Below are 15,076 nucleotides of genomic sequence, written 5' to 3'. Positions count from 1 at the left end.
GGCGCTCGTCATTGTGAGGTCCGATCGCTCATCTGGACGCGGCAATCTCGTTCCATTAAATATTTACAAAAATGAGATTGCTTCAATCGATGAAAAATCGATTTCGCAAAGATGATAAATAAGAATATCAATGGTAATTTAGTCACCTAAACAAAAAGCAAGACTTATTCAGCCTTGCTTTTTATATTTCTAAACAAGTTTCAATCTATTTTCGAACAGCCGTCTTGCCTTTCAACTCCCCCTTTAGGGGGCTGGGGGGTTATTTCGAAAACTTGTAAGTTGTACTGGTTTTGTAAGTTTCTCCTGGCTTTAAAACCGTTGAAGCAAAGTTTGCATGATTCGGTGCATCAGGAAAATGCTGTGTTTCCAAACAGAACGCAGAACGATGCGGATACGATTTTCCGCCTTTACCATCTTTATCTGTGCCTGTTAAAAAATTACCGCTATAAAATTGCAAACCTGGTTCGGTGGTAAAAACTTCCATTATAATTCCTGTAGAAGAACTTTTAACTGTGGCTACAGCTGTTTTGCCATCATGTATTTTCAGAGCGAAATTATGATCATAACCTTTACCAAACTTCAATTGCTCCTCTTGCGCATCAATTTCTTTACCAATGGCTTTAGTTTTGTTAAAATCGAATGATGTTCCGGCTACAGCCTGTAATTTCCCTGTTGGTATTAATGTAGAATCAACCGGAGTGATTGAATCTGCAGCAATTGTCAATTCATGATCAAGGATGGTTTTATTCCCTTCGCCATTTAAATTAAAGTAGGCATGATTGGTTAAATTAACTATTGTAGTTTTATCAGTAGTTGCCGAATAATCAATTTGTAAGGCATTATCATCTGTTAATGTATAAGTCACTTTTACATCAAGTTTACCCGGATAACCAGCTTCTCCATCATTAGAAACATAACTCAATTCCAGTTTTTGTCCGTCAATTTGTTTTGCCTCACAAACTTTTGAAAAGAAACCATCTGTTCCGCCATGCAAGGTATTTACACCATCATTCAATTGCAATTGATAAGCTTTTCCATCTAGCGTGAATTTTCCTTTACCTATCCTATTGCCATACCGACCAATTAAAGCGCCGAAAAACGGCTCTCCTTTTTTGCGATACGATCCAATGCTGTCATAACCTAAAACAACATCTGTAAGTTTATCATCTTTATCAGGAACAAGAAGCGAAACTACCCTCCCACCATAATTGGTAATTGTAACTGTAGCACCTTTCTCGTTTTTTAGTGTATAAAGCTTAACACTTTTGCCATCAATTGTAGTGGTGTATTTTGAAGAGTCAGCTTCAACTGAAGTTTCAGCAGATTTTTCACTTTTAGGGTTACAAGCATATAATGTTGCAACTACGCAGATTGCAGCAATTGGAAAGCCTTTTAGAAATATTCGTTTCATATTGATTTATTTTTGGTTAAAGCTAAAGTATGAAAAAATAAATTAACGTCGCTATAACGATTATCAATTTAATTTCTTTTAATATTGAGTTGATTTACTTACATCAAAAAAAATCACATAATTTAGCAACCTATGCAAAAAGTGACTTTCAAACCTAAAGCTTTTTTATTCGATTTAAATGGAACCATGATCAACGATATGGAATATCATACAATGGCTTGGCATTCTATTATGAATGAGGATTTAGGTGCTGATTTAGCTTACGAAACCGTTAAAAAAGAAATGTATGGCAAAAACCATGAAGTTTTGGAGCGGGTATTTGGAAAGGATAAATTCAGTCCGGATGAGGTAGAAAAATTATCAATTGATAAAGAAAAACGATACCAGGAAGGTTATTTCCCACATTTGGCTTTAATTGATGGATTAGACAAATTTCTTGATCGGGCAAAAGCAAGTAACATTGCCATGGCCATTGGTTCGGCAGCCATTCCTTTTAATATCGACTTTGTAGTAGATGGATTAAACATTCGAGATTACTTGGCTGCCATTGTTAGCGCCGACGATGTGAAAATTAGTAAGCCAAACCCGGAAACATTTTTAAAAGCAGCAAAAGCAATAAACATAGCGCCTGCAGATTGCCTTGTTTTTGAGGATGCGCCTAAAGGTGTTGAATCTGCCTTTAACGCCGGAATGAAGTGTGTGGTACTGACCACCACTCACATCATCGAAGAATTTGATGGCTATCCTAATATTTTAGGTTACATTAACGATTATAACGACGAAAAATTAAATTCTCTTTTTTAAAATGGCAAAATATTTAAATCAGAAACCTGTACTTGTAGCAGTAGATTGCATTATTTTCGGTTATGATGGCGATCAACTTAAACTGTTGGTGATTAAAAGAGCTATTGAACCTGTTAAAGACCAATGGAGTTTAATGGGGGGATTTATCGGAGAAACTGAAGATTTGGATGGTGCAGCAAAACGAATTCTTTTAGAACTAACCGGACTTCATGATGTTTACCTGGAGCAACTCCACTCCTACGGTCGCCCAGACCGCGACCCGATTGAACGAACCATTTCCGTAGTTTATTTTGCGCTAATTGATATTAATAAATACAGCAAGCAAATTAACGATCAGTACCATGCAGAGTGGTTTAAACTAAAAGAAGTACCCGAATTGATTTTTGACCATGATGATATGGTTAAAGCAGCAATGGATAAAATCCGTTATCAAGCCGCATTACACCCTATTCTATTTGAACTGCTGCCTAAAAAATTCACCATTCCGCAATTGCAGGCACTTTACGAGCAAGTTTACGATTCGCCTATTGATAACCGCAACTTCATTCGTAAAATTACAGCCAGCGGACTTCTAATTAAACAAACCGAGAAAGATAAATCGAATTCTAGACGAGGCGCTTTCTATTTTAAGCTCGATAAAAACAAGCACAAGGCGCAATTTCAATCATTTTTAAATTTCATCCCAAAGGCTATTAAATAATTTTAAAAAAAATTAGATGGCTCAGGAGAGCTTACAAAATTAAAAATCAAGCACTTGAGCTCACATTTTTTTAGCCTTCCAATAAATTGTTTAATAATTATTTAAATTTATTTGTTCGATTAATTTTTATCTCTATATTTGCACCTCCTTAAACAAAAGGAAATGATTCCGTAGCTCAGCTGGTAGAGCATTACACTTTTAATGTAGTGGTCCTGGGTTCGAATCCCAGCGGGATCACAGAAGATAGTACCAAAACTACGTAAAAGCTTGCAAATCAAATGATTGCAAGCTTTTTTGTTTTATCGGAAAAACCAAAGCACTCACCCACTTTCACATTAAAAGTGTGTAATTCGGTGAGTGAATCAGGAACCAAATGAACTCACCGATTACGTGTAACCATTTGTTTAACAAGAGGTTCAAAAATTGAACATCTTGTCGTTTTCAGACTGCAGGGCTAATTTTGTTAACCTTAATTCAGTTTATATGAAAACTAATTTCAGCATGCTTTTCTATCTTAAAAAGCAAAAAAACTATCGTGGCGGTGATATCCCGGTTTATTTGAGAATAACAGTCAGCGGAAACCGGTCGGAAATGACGAGCGGGCTTGAGTGTGATCCTTTAAGGTGGAATGCCAAATCCGGAAGGCAGGATGGAAAAAAGGAAGATGTCAGAAGCTTTAATGCTTATCTGGACAATCTTCAGTCCATGATCTATCAGGTTCATAAGGATCTCTTCGATTCCGGCGAAGTTATTACCTCCGAAAGCATTAAGAGTCGATTTATCGGGCGGGAAGTTCGAAAGCATACCTTGATTGAAGGCATCAAAATTCATAACGAAAAAATGAAAGCATTAGTTGGACGTGAATATGCCATTGGAACCTTGAAGCGCTTCCAGGTTTTGGAAAGACATCTAATCGCCTTTATGAATGATAAATACCAGATAACAGATATAAACATCAGAAATGTTAATTATGCATTTATAAAGGATTTCGATTTTTTCTTAAGGTCGACAAACGGCTGCGCGAACAACACGACAGTAAGATATCTGAAAAGCCTTGGCAAAATCCTGCGCATCTCATTGAGCTTAAAATGGATCGACAGCGATCCAATGTTTGGCTACAAACTAAAGAGTAAGAATGTGGAAAGATCGTTTTTAACGGAGGATGAGTTAACAAAAATTTCAGAGAAAAAATTTCTAACCGATAGGCTTGCTCAGGTACGGGACGTTTTCATCTTCTGCTGTTTTACCGGACTTGCCTATTCTGACATTGAAAAGCTGAGCCTTGCCAATATTAAAACAGGTGTAGATGGAAAAAAATGGGTGTATACAAACAGAACCAAAACAGGCACACGATCTGCTGTTCCCCTTTTGCCGCCTGCAATCGCAGTGTTGGAAAAATATATTGATCATCCACATTGCATCATAAAAGATCGGGTATTGCCGGTATCAAGTAATCAGAAAATGAATGAATATCGTGCGCCCGTAAAGGTTTTGTAATGAATGTCTCTTTGGCAAGAGACTAGACTAGGTTCCAGGTCTACTCCCGACCGACTTATCTGGAGGGGAAACCCAATAGGGAGTGTAGCATGTCGGTATACAGCATGGCCGCTTTAATTGCCAAAGGCGAGTGCATCGCTGGGGAGAAAGGCAGACACAAGGATGAAGCCTATACTGGTTAAACGATAGTTCAGTGGGGCATGTTGAATCTGTGACGAAAGGCAGTTGTATTGTCACACCGTAGCTCTCTCATTTGTCAGGTACTCAATGAGAGCTTAGAACGCTGCTACGGCACAACCGCAATAAGCGGAGAAAAGAACGAAAGTCGCATCCGACAGTCTGTCGCGCTAACAGTCATTACGAAACTAAACGGGGATTTCCTAAGTTGGGATGCTCATTTTTTTAATGGGCTATGTATGAAGATACTGAATACCCGATATGGAAACGGAGCTTCCGTAGTAGTCCGAACTGGGTAACACCCTGTACATGGCGAAGGGAAGCAGTTGTCAACTTAATACAAACAAAGGAAAACGTGAGAGACGTATGAGAGATCCAGTGCAAGTATTAAACGCTTTATGCGAACATAGCAAAGTTTCGGCTTACCGATACGAAAGGCTCTACCGAATTCTGTTTAACGAGGAAATGTTCTTTATTGCCTATCAGCGTAAATATGCCAATCAAGGCAATATGACGCCGGGCGCCGACGGCAGAACCGTCGACAGAATGAGCATTGATCCATAAAAACTATGATAAGTAAGGTTATGTTGACAATGGAGAGCCGTATACATGGAGACATGTACGTACGGTTCGGGGGCGGGTTAGCAGAGACTTACCACTGCAAGGTGGCAAAGCGCTGGTGGCCTAGCCCACTTAAAGAAATCGCTGCAGTTTGCGAGATTAATAAGCCTTTAAGCTCACATATTGCAAGGTACACATTCGCTACGACTATCACCCTTCTTAACGGAGTGCCAATGGAAAGCGTATCGAAGATGCTTGGGCACACGAACATCAGGACTACTCAAATATATGCAAAAGTCTTGGACATCAAGGTTAGTAGAGACATGGCACACCTGAGCGATAAATATAATTAGAAAAATATCCATCCACTGACAAACATTTAAAAATATTAGGCATTAACTCCTGTTTTAGTTAGATTTGTATGATGTTAAAGGAATTGAACAAAAGAGTAATCGTTGTGCATTGGAAAAGATTTGCCGGTACAGATATCGATGTGTTTTCAAGTCTGAAAGGATTTTGCGACAGCTACCCAGCCTATAACTATCATACATTGAACAACTATCTTTCAAAAAAGAAGATTCCGTTCGAAAACGATGAAATCAAAATTGAAAGACAGCCACTGATACAAAAGGTCAGAAGACCAGACCTTCCAAAGGTACTGTTTTGGGACTTTGATTTCGAAAAACTGGACTGGAACAGGAGTTACAAAACCATTATAGAGCGGGTGCTTGATAGAGGCAACATTAGTGACCGGGAAGAGATGATCAGATTTTACGGGAGGGAAAATGTAGTAAATGCCCTTAAAAATGACATCACCTACCTTACCGATATGACGATGGAAGCCGTTTGCGAATATTTTCAGTTGAGCAAAGAAGAACTCAGATGTTATACAAAGAAACAGTTAAACCAGGGACACTGGATCTAATCCTAGAGCTGATGAAAGACAATCAGCTCAACTCCTTTTATCTTGTTGGAGGTACCGCACTATCTTTAAGGATTGGCCACAGGGAATCCATAGATATCGACCTTTTCAGCTCTTCGGACTTTGATGGTAATGTACTCGCCGTACACTTAAAGAATTGCTATGGTGCAGATGTAAAACGCCACAAAGGCAATTATGTAAGTGGTAGCATTGGCGAAGTTGATTTTGATTTGATCTCGCATAAGTATCCATCTATCAGGCCAATAGAAACCATTGAAGGAATAAGGATAATGTCCAACCAGGATATATCTGCCATGAAAATCAATGCAATTGTAAATAGCGGACAGCGGATCAAGGATTTTATCGATATACATCACCTTTTAAAGGGAATGACATTGGATGAAATTATCAATTATTATAGTCAAAAATACCCCAATGTCAATCCCGGCTCCGCTATTTCTTCCTTAATGTACTATAACGATATCGACTTTACCGTTCCTGTAAAATTGATTGACACAAAACTTAAATGGCAAAACGTAATGCAAGCCATTACAAATGCTGTACGTGAATATCGAGATTTGCACGAAATTAACAAACTGAATATTAAATTACACGATACGAAAAATAGTCTCAAAAACAATCTTAAAAGATGAACCGGCGATAATCGGGTTCAAACTTTAAGCATTGGCAGACAATTAGCTAAGAGTCGTTAACAAATTAACATGCAGAAAACAACCGAAAGAATGAAGTTAATTAGGTGTAAAATGCTAATTTCTATTTGTTTTGTTAGCAACAAGAAAATCTCCGAAATCTATCCTTCTGAGCCAAAGCAATCCTAGAAAAAAAGCAGGCAATATCGCTGTCAGAACCGGGAGTGTATACATCATGCTGACGATCATAGCTGCGATCATTAATAAGCTGTAATGAATTCGTCGTCCGCAATACATCATTACGATAAAGCTAAGCAGGGTATATGTCCCGATGACAGCCCAGTGCGTATCATAAATGTTGATAGACATTAAGCTAAAACCATAGAAGAAGCAGCTCATTGCAATCATACCTAGCAGAATATTTTCAGTTCTCAAACTGTTGTATCTCATTTTTACCTCAATCGGAAAGGAATACTTTGAATTCTCTTTCCTGTAGGAGAGATTATTTATGATAATTCGCTCACCTCGTTCTCGGAAGATTTGAAAATTAGCATCGAGTTCAGGAACTAAACATTGCCGGGACAATTCTTTCGTTTCTATGATTGAGTTACCTTTTAATACGCTGTACCCAATTTCAATATCTTGAAGGTCTACTGTAGATCGGTTAATAATGGTAAGATAAAGATTATGGTTAAATCTTAATTTGAAATGATAGATTGTTCTCCATTTAAATTTATGAGAAAAGCCGGGATCTGCTTCCCATCGACTCCCTACAGCAAAATACTCCAGCCATTTTCGAACGTATGTCTTTAGCTTTAAGAATTCCACATCAGTTTGATTTGTCGCAGCGTTTACTAATGCTACATCCTTTTTTATTCTTTGAGTTCTGATTCTGTTAAACAGAAATAAAATGAGAATGACTGGTACTATCGAAAAGCTGTTAAGGATTTCATAAAAACGAATCTTTTTGTACTGAGCACTGTAAACAATCTCATTTTCAGGAATCATTGCAACATTTTCGGGAAGAAAGGGCGTGAAAACAAGTGGAGATTTCTCATCAAGAATATGTTCCAGACCAATCCAGAGTCCATTATGCCCGCCAAGATTTCCTCTAAATATAACATGACATTGTAAAGTATCTCCCTTTCTGATTTGAACTCTTTCCTCATGAACATTATACGCCTCCAAATTAGCTTTCAGTATGAGTATATCGGCATTTCTGTATTTTTTCAAGGAATCTTCATCTACTTTAAATCTATCATTTTCCTCCCAATACTCTATTTTGTTTTTTTGTCCAAACACAGTATTGTTGCAAAGGAAAATTAGGATAAGAAAAAAAATTAAAATAGCTGTTTGCTTAAATTTTAATTTATCGTTCTGGGAAAAGTTTACTGAGTTCATTAGGGCGTAAAATTGAAGAATCAAAAGATATTTAACGCTCCTCAATTCCAATAACTATTTTTAAAAATAGAGAAGCTTTAACTGCAAGGTATGAAAAAGTTAAATTATTGATCTTAAAATAATTACAAAGGCATACTATTTTCGAAAATACGATGGAAATCAGATTTAAAGGAAGAAGTTTAGCGTAAATAAACACATTGTTGTCACGACAACCAAACCAATTAGATGTCGTTGAAAAGTAGATATAATTAAACGGTCTATCGGGAGTATTTCGATTTCTGACAAATTATAAATCAGAGAAATCAAAAAATATCATGGGACTCACTTTTAAAGATTTTGCGTAGACGGAAACATGGCTGATACTGGTATTTATTAGTCCGAGCTCGGTTCTTGCAATTTGACTTTGAGAAACCCCTGACAACAAGGCCAATTGTTCTTGCGAAATGCGTTGGTTTTCACGAAGCTTTTTTAGCTTTTTACCAAACTGTATGATAAACTTTTCATCTTTTAAATACTTCACAAACAAATAGACACCAATTTAACATAAATATTAATAGCAAATTTGCTATTATTAATTAAATTTGCTAAATTAGATTATGAATTATGAATAGCGCAATTCTAAAATAAAATTTTAAAGAATTGCTTGAATGCCTCGCAACTAAATCTGACAGTTTATTCCCGCGAGAGTAAGTTGAGCAACCAAAACCCTATATTTGCTATAGGGCTGGTGCTCGCTTATATCATTTGTGGGAATCTTTCAGCAATGAAAGTTGGCTTTGTCAGAGCCTGGTTACATTTGATTGAGTGAGTTACCAACCCTATATCCCGGGTTCTCAATCATAGAGGCTTATTTAACTTTTGCTAAATAAGATCAATATGAAACTACAAACTCCCGTTATCGAGGCTGAACATGAAGCTTATTTCGGCCAATTTATCAGCAAACTCTCGGAAAAATTTCAGCCTCTCCAGATCTTTTGCTTTTCCAGAAAGTTATACTTCACTGAAATAAAAGGGTGCTTCGCAGGAGAATCACATTCATTTCATGGTGATTATTGCTTACTCCTGATTACTGAAACAGCAACTCGAATTGACTATGAGGTTCAGGATTATGTTAATATAAATTTCAAACAAGGCTTAATCACGGTAATCTGTCACGGTAACCGGTCAGTCTGGGAAGCGATAGATGCTAACAGCAGGTTTTTTAAATCGATATTTAACGAGGGGGATCTGTTGTATAGCTTTGACGGATTATTTTATTCATCTGTTAGTCCGTTTGTACAGGCAAATAGTGCTGAAAAGGCGCTTAGACATTTCGGTCATCGGATTCCTCTCGCCGAGGGATTTCTTATAGGCGCCAAAGAGTGCTTTCAAAAACAAAATTACGGGATATGCACCTTCATGTTGCATCAGGTGATTGAGCAGTCTTTAATTGTGTTGATAAGGGTTTGCATAGCTTATCGATCGGAATTCCATAATCTTAAAAGATTAATAATGCTTTGTTCCTGCTTTTCCGATCAACCTTACAATTTATTTTTAGGTACAACAGATAATGATCGTCTATTTGATGTATTGTCAAAAAGCTATTCCTGCGCAAGATATAAAGACGATTTCTGTGTTTCGAAGATTGATGCCGAAGACCTGCTTCATAAAGCAGAATTATTTCTTGAAATGGTTTCTTTAATGTGCAATGAAAAAATCTCGGCATTAAAGCAGGAAGATCAGCCATTACTTGAAAAGTAATTTGCCTGATAGAAAATTAAAATCTCTTGATCTAAGCGTCACTATTTAATAGTTTACATATGAAAACTTACAAGACTAACTCATTTGAAAACCGGATAATCTTTTTGGACAAAGAAGAACAGGAAAATCCATTAATAATTTTTGAAGCTTTTTATCAATCTGATTGGCTACCGGGACAATTGAAAACCTTAAAAAAATGGAGGAATGCAGTGACTTATGAAAATGAAAAGTACAGGCAATTCATACCTTCGAATTTATTGTATGATTGTGACCTTATATTAAGATTGCTGGAGGCCGCATGGTTACTAAAAGGAAAAAAAATTGGCAAGCTAAGAATTCCGGAAGAAAGCTCTGATGATTTAGTGAGGTGGATTATGAAAAGGGAATCCAAAAGACTGGAGCATTACCCAAAATCCCTTTCAAGTAACCATATAATTAAGCCTCATAAAGTTATATCAAAAACTTTTTTCAAGCGGGACCTTGACAGTTATAAACGGATTCTAAAAACATGGCTGTCGGATGCGCTTCATCCCTCATTTATGGAGGAAAATCTATCAAAGGCAGACGTAATCGGAGTGTATGAATCCTTGGTTGGATTGATCGAGGCGGCCTGGCTCATAAACCAACGTTGTCAAAATAAAAGTAACTCAGATTAATCAGGAACAATGAAGTCAAAGGCAACAGCCAATTCCCGTTCCCCAAATTCTCTTTGACCTCGACTGACTTTTTTCCGTAACGGCAAGCGTAAACCTCGACGTTTTTCACGGAGAGGTTACAGGCCGCCAATGCGGGTTGGCCAATTTTTCTTCTTTAGTTTGACAAAATGTACGTTGCGATTCAAGAGAATATTATTAAATCTGGTGTCTGAGTTTTTTCAGCATATCAAGTTTGATCAGTTCAATTTGATTTGGCAGATGGATCTAATCTTTAGTATGATTCCAATAGATAACTTAATCGTTTTTAAACCTGATATCCTCAGTTAATCTAAAGGTTATTTGCAGAATGTCCCGTTTAGCTGATTAAACATAAAAAATATAGAATACTATCAAAATGATTTTTTGCTCTAATATTTAAGATTTTCAGCTAAATTGTGGGGTTGTAATTTAAATCCTCCCATGAGTAAATTCTATAAAAGAGAAAGAGAATTAGAAATCTTAAACGATATTTATCGCCGCCTTAACGGACCTCAGATTATTTCTCTGACAGGTTTAAGCGGCACCGGAAAAACAAGGTTGGTTCAGGAATTTTATAATAATCTGGCAAAAGACTCACAATATTGGCTTCCCTCAAATATTACAACAGGTACTAAGGAAATCGAGCTTCTCACACCGCATGCTGAAAGTCAAAACTTGCTTGAATGGCTAATATTATCCAGTCGTTCCAATGAAGCAAAGGGTAGTAAATATGACTTCTCTTTTGACAGAATCAGGCATCAATTCTCTTACCATCTTCCCGAGATTCTCAAGATGATCAGGAACAAAGAGTTCAACAAAAAGATAACAAAATCGGCTATCGGTGTAATTCTCAATTTTTCCTTGCCCGGAAGTGGCGGGATTATCGAACTGATAAACATAATAAAGGATTCTGCAACAAATTCTGCTGATGTCCTGGAATTAATCAATGAAATTACCGACAGGCTTACTTCAGATTCAACGAAATCTCAAAATGAGTTTTATGCAATAGAAAGCAACAGTTTAATTGAATCCACGGTAAATGTATTTACTGAAATATTCAATAAAAATAAATCTTTCAAAATCATCATTTATCTGGAGGATTTCCACTGGGTGGATGCCTATACGTTAGAGATTCTAAAAGCTTTATTTCAGCAAGCTGAGAAGCGCAGTTGGAATATTATTTTTCTGCTATCCCACTGGCCCGAGCATGTATTTAACCGGGAAGCGCAGGAATTTAAAATTCTTCAGGATTTTAAGAGTTGGCAAACGGATATTCTAACGAATAGACTAACAACCGTTCCTCTGGTTAATCTGGCAGCAGACAATCTGTTCGACATCGTCAGAGAGAGACTGCCAAACGTTCAACATGAAGCTATCAAGGTACTGGTAAACAGATCAAAGGGTGACATTGATCTACTAAATGATTTTGTAGACGAGATTACCCAGTCTATTGGTTGGCTGTCCTTGTCGGGGGAACTTTTAGTTTCATTATCTGAATTGAAAAAGATGCCGGCAAAAACTGTTGAAATGGCGAAGTCACGGTTACTATCTTACCCCAATGATGTGCGCAATCACTTGGCATGGAGCGCTGTCCAAGGGATCAACTTTGACTTTCAACTCATCAGTGATTTACTGGAAGAGCATGGTTTATCTGAGAACTATTTTAAAAACCTTTACGACGCAGAAGAGCGGTTTGGAATAATTGATTCCCGTGAAAATACGGCGTTTAAGTTTTCAGGTGAATTCAAACGAGCTGTGTTTTTTGAGGCATGTTCTACAATGATCAATAAACATCCCTCAATAAATGATTTTAAAAAGGTAATCGTTAGAAAATTAAATAATTTTATCAATACGGCGGATTGGGATTTGTTAAGTGACAACGAAAAATCCAGAATCATGGAATCATTTACCACCCTTTGCGATTCCTGCGGTATTCAGGATGAAGAGGTATTATTCACCAGGATAGAAAACCTTATCCGGATAAGCAAGAAAAGATTATTGATTGGCGATGCCAATAAAGCAATTGAAATTGCTGAGGATTTGCTAGGAAATAAATTAAATGATAAACAGTTAAGCAGTCTATACTCAATAATTTCTGAGGCATATTATCACATGGGAAATAATGATGCAGAAAGGCAAACTTTAGATAAATGGAAAAATAGTTCTGCGGCTAATTCCTATAAATTTGATTTAAAATACTCAAATTTTCTGCTCAGGCGTTCCCAAGCGGAAAAAAGCATCGAATATATGCGTTCTGCACTAAGGAAAGCCTACGATGATAACACTAAAATTCATGCTCTCAACGGATTAGTGAAATCGCTTTGGGCTAACGGAAACATTTATCCTGCGTTGATTGAGCTTGAAAATCTTCAGCAGACATATCGTAAAACAATACAGGAAAATCTTAGACTTAATGTCGAATTTAACCATTCCGCCTGCCTGGTACTTCATGATCTGGATAAAAACAAACAATTGCTGCAACATGCGGAATCCTGTATTTCGACCTATGAAAAAACCGGTGATATCCAATCACTACTGCTCTCAAAGGTTAACCATGCTGATGCTCTTTGGGCGATTGGATATTACGGACGTGCAATAGAAGAGTTCAAATCAATAATTGAAATCAATAAAGATTATGATCTGCCCCATGTAGAAGATATTACATTAATTTGTTATGCCAATGTATTAAGTACTTTAGGAAAATATGAGGAGGCTGCCGAATTATACGACCGGGGATTGGCGCTCGCTAAGAAAATCAATCATGACTGGGATTATCTTTACGGCAAAATATATTCTTGTCTAAACAACCTCAAAGCCGGAATGAGATTCAGTGCTTCTGAATTCAAGGAGCTGATTCAAGAATGTAAAAATGCTCAATACCATTATCTGTCAGAACTTGCATTTGCTGTCTGGTGTGTTAATTGCATCGCTAATCAAGAGCCATTCAACAAGTTACAGTTAAATTACGAGCCACAGCTACCGGTGGGGAAACTCTTCTATTATGCAGGATGCATAAATTCCGATTTGGTGTCAGATTATCACGTCCAGGATTTCATGATTATTTTGGGAAAGTGTGAAGGAATTAAGGTAGACAGAAATATAATTGCAGGCACAATAACCGTCATTTTAAATGGCCTGTTCAAAATCAGTGAAATCCAAAAGGAGTTTTTGATTCGCTGGTTGAACAGCTATTCTTCAGAGTTAAAAGATGATGGTGCGACACGGTTAGTTGAGTGTGATTACCTTACCTGTGAAGCCAGATGCTGTTATGACGGGGTATATCTCCATGAACAAGAGGCTGATGACATTACCCGTCTTGTAATGGATAACCCAATGTATTTTCAGCATTTACCAACTGACTTTATCGTTCAGGGTACTTGGAGTCCTGATAGCGGAAAGAAAACTGCTGTACGTAGTCATCAATACTCAAGTCCGGATTTTCCGGAGCACTTTGAAAAAACCAGATGCGTTTTTGCATATCAAGACGGAGCATGTTCATTACAGAGACTATCTATGGAGACTACCGAAAACGCATGGACCTATAAGCCAAAAGCCTGCAGGCTCCACCCGCTACAATCTAATAAAGGTGAGTTTATAGCTCCCCCTACAGCCTTGGAGGATGATAAATATAATATCAGCCTTCGTTATCCCGGTTATGTAAGTTATACGCCGTGCGGGATAAACCGTAATGATGGAGAAATATGGTTTGAAATGCTAAGTAAGGAGATTGAAAGTTTGGGCTAAAGCAAAGCAAAATTTTACTTAGACATTTCTATATCAGGCAAGATGATCAGGTTTAGTCTACATTTTCTTTTTAGGCTCGGGCTTGTTGGCGATTTGATTAATTTGCAAGCCGAATCGCGTTAATGCATTGAGGAATTATAGTTAGCCAACAAAATAAATTAGACCATAAAGAACAAATAATAAACTCCTGTTTTACTTATCGCCATACTTAAGTTATCATTTAATATCTATCTTAATGGTTTTCTTGAGGTATCTCGTTAGATGTTAAGTTAAATCAGGGAGAATTCTATTTGGATTTCGCTTAAATCCTAAAAAAGAAAACGAGTTGCGAGTTTTCTCAGCCCCTTACGGCTTCATCGGAGGCACGAACGATAAGAAGCGGTAAGGCAAGATTCTTTTTGTTGGACATCATTCCGCAGGAATTAATGTCGGACAAAAAGACATCTTGCCAATGAAAAAACAAACTATCGACAAAGCATCTTTCATTGGCAGATCAGAAGCTATAGAGCTATTAACCTATAGCGATACCTCGATCACCGGATAACTATCAGCTGACCTAAAAATTTTAAAGCTAGCTAAATTAATATCAAGCTATATAATTATTTTTGATAAATGGATAATCTGATAACTTGGTAGCAGGCAATCCAAGTGTTTCTTAAACAATTGAGTGTCTATAACGCAAGTCACTGGGCCACTCATTTCGCTGCATAGCGGGCCACCTATTTCATTCGTCACTGGGCCAAAAAAAGGTTTTATTTCGCTGGTCATTGGGCCAGCCTTCCGTTATTAGCTTTA

12 protein-coding genes, 1 tRNA gene and 1 pseudogene are annotated in these 15,076 nt (G+C 37.3%); 11 read left to right on the top strand and 3 right to left on the bottom strand.

Annotated elements, in window-relative coordinates; translation table 11 throughout:
• Positions 1-259 precede the first annotated feature (259 nt).
• Entirely contained in the window at positions 260-1,411 is a 1,152-nt protein-coding gene (locus LUA91_RS12210) for an aldose epimerase family protein (RefSeq protein WP_231426332.1), read from the bottom strand.
• A 132-nt stretch (positions 1,412-1,543) separates the two neighbouring features.
• On the opposite strand from LUA91_RS12210, the gene LUA91_RS12205 reads away from it, so the two are divergent.
• The 8 genes and pseudogenes from LUA91_RS12205 (at position 1,544) to LUA91_RS12170 (ending at position 6,725) form a co-directional block, all read left to right on the top strand.
• Complete coding sequence (locus tag LUA91_RS12205; protein ID WP_231426331.1) at positions 1,544-2,215, top strand: HAD family phosphatase; 672 nt, start codon at positions 1,544-1,546, stop codon at positions 2,213-2,215.
• A gap of 1 nt (position 2,216) precedes the next feature.
• Positions 2,217-2,915, top strand: coding sequence for an NUDIX domain-containing protein (locus tag LUA91_RS12200; protein WP_231426330.1), 699 nt, complete (start codon positions 2,217-2,219; stop codon positions 2,913-2,915).
• Between the two features lie 164 nt (positions 2,916-3,079).
• Positions 3,080-3,152, top strand: a tRNA-Lys gene (locus LUA91_RS12195).
• 246 nt (positions 3,153-3,398) lie between these two features.
• Positions 3,399-4,412 carry a site-specific integrase gene (locus LUA91_RS12190; protein ID WP_231426329.1) on the top strand — a complete coding sequence of 338 codons (1,014 nt, stop codon included), beginning with the start codon at positions 3,399-3,401 and terminating at the stop codon, positions 4,410-4,412.
• Positions 4,413-4,955: 543 nt separating this feature from the next.
• Positions 4,956-5,153, top strand: a complete 198-nt coding sequence (locus tag LUA91_RS12185; protein WP_231426328.1) for a hypothetical protein — start codon at positions 4,956-4,958, stop codon at positions 5,151-5,153.
• A 128-nt stretch (positions 5,154-5,281) separates the two neighbouring features.
• Positions 5,282-5,503, top strand: a pseudogene (locus LUA91_RS12180) (tyrosine-type recombinase/integrase); the annotation flags it as partial.
• 104 nt (positions 5,504-5,607) lie between these two features.
• Positions 5,608-6,075 (top strand): hypothetical protein, encoded by a 468-nt coding sequence (locus tag LUA91_RS12175; protein ID WP_231426327.1) that lies wholly within the window; start codon positions 5,608-5,610, stop codon positions 6,073-6,075.
• An 11-nt stretch (positions 6,076-6,086) separates the two neighbouring features.
• Positions 6,087-6,725, top strand: a complete 639-nt coding sequence (locus LUA91_RS12170; RefSeq protein WP_231426326.1) for a nucleotidyl transferase AbiEii/AbiGii toxin family protein — start codon at positions 6,087-6,089, stop codon at positions 6,723-6,725.
• Positions 6,726-6,839: 114 nt separating this feature from the next.
• Here LUA91_RS12170 and LUA91_RS12165 read toward each other — a convergent pair whose 3' ends face one another.
• Positions 6,840-8,123, bottom strand: a complete 1,284-nt coding sequence (locus LUA91_RS12165; protein WP_231426325.1) for a hypothetical protein — start codon at positions 8,121-8,123, stop codon at positions 6,840-6,842.
• A 286-nt stretch (positions 8,124-8,409) separates the two neighbouring features.
• Entirely contained in the window at positions 8,410-8,643 is a 234-nt protein-coding gene (locus LUA91_RS20775) for a helix-turn-helix domain-containing protein (protein WP_370633632.1), read from the bottom strand.
• A 356-nt stretch (positions 8,644-8,999) separates the two neighbouring features.
• On the opposite strand from LUA91_RS20775, the gene LUA91_RS12160 reads away from it, so the two are divergent.
• The 3 genes from LUA91_RS12160 (at position 9,000) to LUA91_RS12150 (ending at position 14,281) form a co-directional block, all read left to right on the top strand.
• Complete coding sequence (locus LUA91_RS12160; protein ID WP_231426324.1) at positions 9,000-9,863, top strand: HEPN domain-containing protein; 864 nt, start codon at positions 9,000-9,002, stop codon at positions 9,861-9,863.
• Between the two features lie 59 nt (positions 9,864-9,922).
• Positions 9,923-10,519 (top strand): hypothetical protein, encoded by a 597-nt coding sequence (locus LUA91_RS12155; RefSeq protein ID WP_231426323.1) that lies wholly within the window; start codon positions 9,923-9,925, stop codon positions 10,517-10,519.
• 459 nt (positions 10,520-10,978) lie between these two features.
• Complete coding sequence (locus LUA91_RS12150) at positions 10,979-14,281, top strand: AAA family ATPase (protein ID WP_231426322.1); 3,303 nt, start codon at positions 10,979-10,981, stop codon at positions 14,279-14,281.
• Positions 14,282-15,076 lie beyond the last annotated feature (795 nt).

It is taken from the genome of Pedobacter sp. Leaf250, assembly GCF_920984735.1.
GTDB lineage: Bacteria > Bacteroidota > Bacteroidia > Sphingobacteriales > Sphingobacteriaceae > Pedobacter.
Note: the sequence above shows the minus strand (reverse complement) of the source record. Positions and strands in the feature narration are given on the sequence as shown.

Coding starts and splice junctions, on each gene's coding strand:
- LUA91_RS12210 (WP_231426332.1), bottom strand. CDS start 1,411: ATGAAACGAATATTTCTAAAAGGCTTTCCAATTGCTGCAATCTGCGTA.
- LUA91_RS12190 (WP_231426329.1), top strand. CDS start 3,399: ATGAAAACTAATTTCAGCATGCTTTTCTATCTTAAAAAGCAAAAAAAC.
- LUA91_RS12160 (WP_231426324.1), top strand. CDS start 9,000: ATGAAACTACAAACTCCCGTTATCGAGGCTGAACATGAAGCTTATTTC.
- LUA91_RS12200 (WP_231426330.1), top strand. CDS start 2,217: ATGGCAAAATATTTAAATCAGAAACCTGTACTTGTAGCAGTAGATTGC.
- LUA91_RS12150 (WP_231426322.1), top strand. CDS start 10,979: ATGAGTAAATTCTATAAAAGAGAAAGAGAATTAGAAATCTTAAACGAT.
- LUA91_RS12170 (WP_231426326.1), top strand. CDS start 6,087: ATGAAAGACAATCAGCTCAACTCCTTTTATCTTGTTGGAGGTACCGCA.
- LUA91_RS12165 (WP_231426325.1), bottom strand. CDS start 8,123: ATGAACTCAGTAAACTTTTCCCAGAACGATAAATTAAAATTTAAGCAA.
- LUA91_RS12155 (WP_231426323.1), top strand. CDS start 9,923: ATGAAAACTTACAAGACTAACTCATTTGAAAACCGGATAATCTTTTTG.
- LUA91_RS12185 (WP_231426328.1), top strand. CDS start 4,956: ATGAGAGATCCAGTGCAAGTATTAAACGCTTTATGCGAACATAGCAAA.
- LUA91_RS12205 (WP_231426331.1), top strand. CDS start 1,544: ATGCAAAAAGTGACTTTCAAACCTAAAGCTTTTTTATTCGATTTAAAT.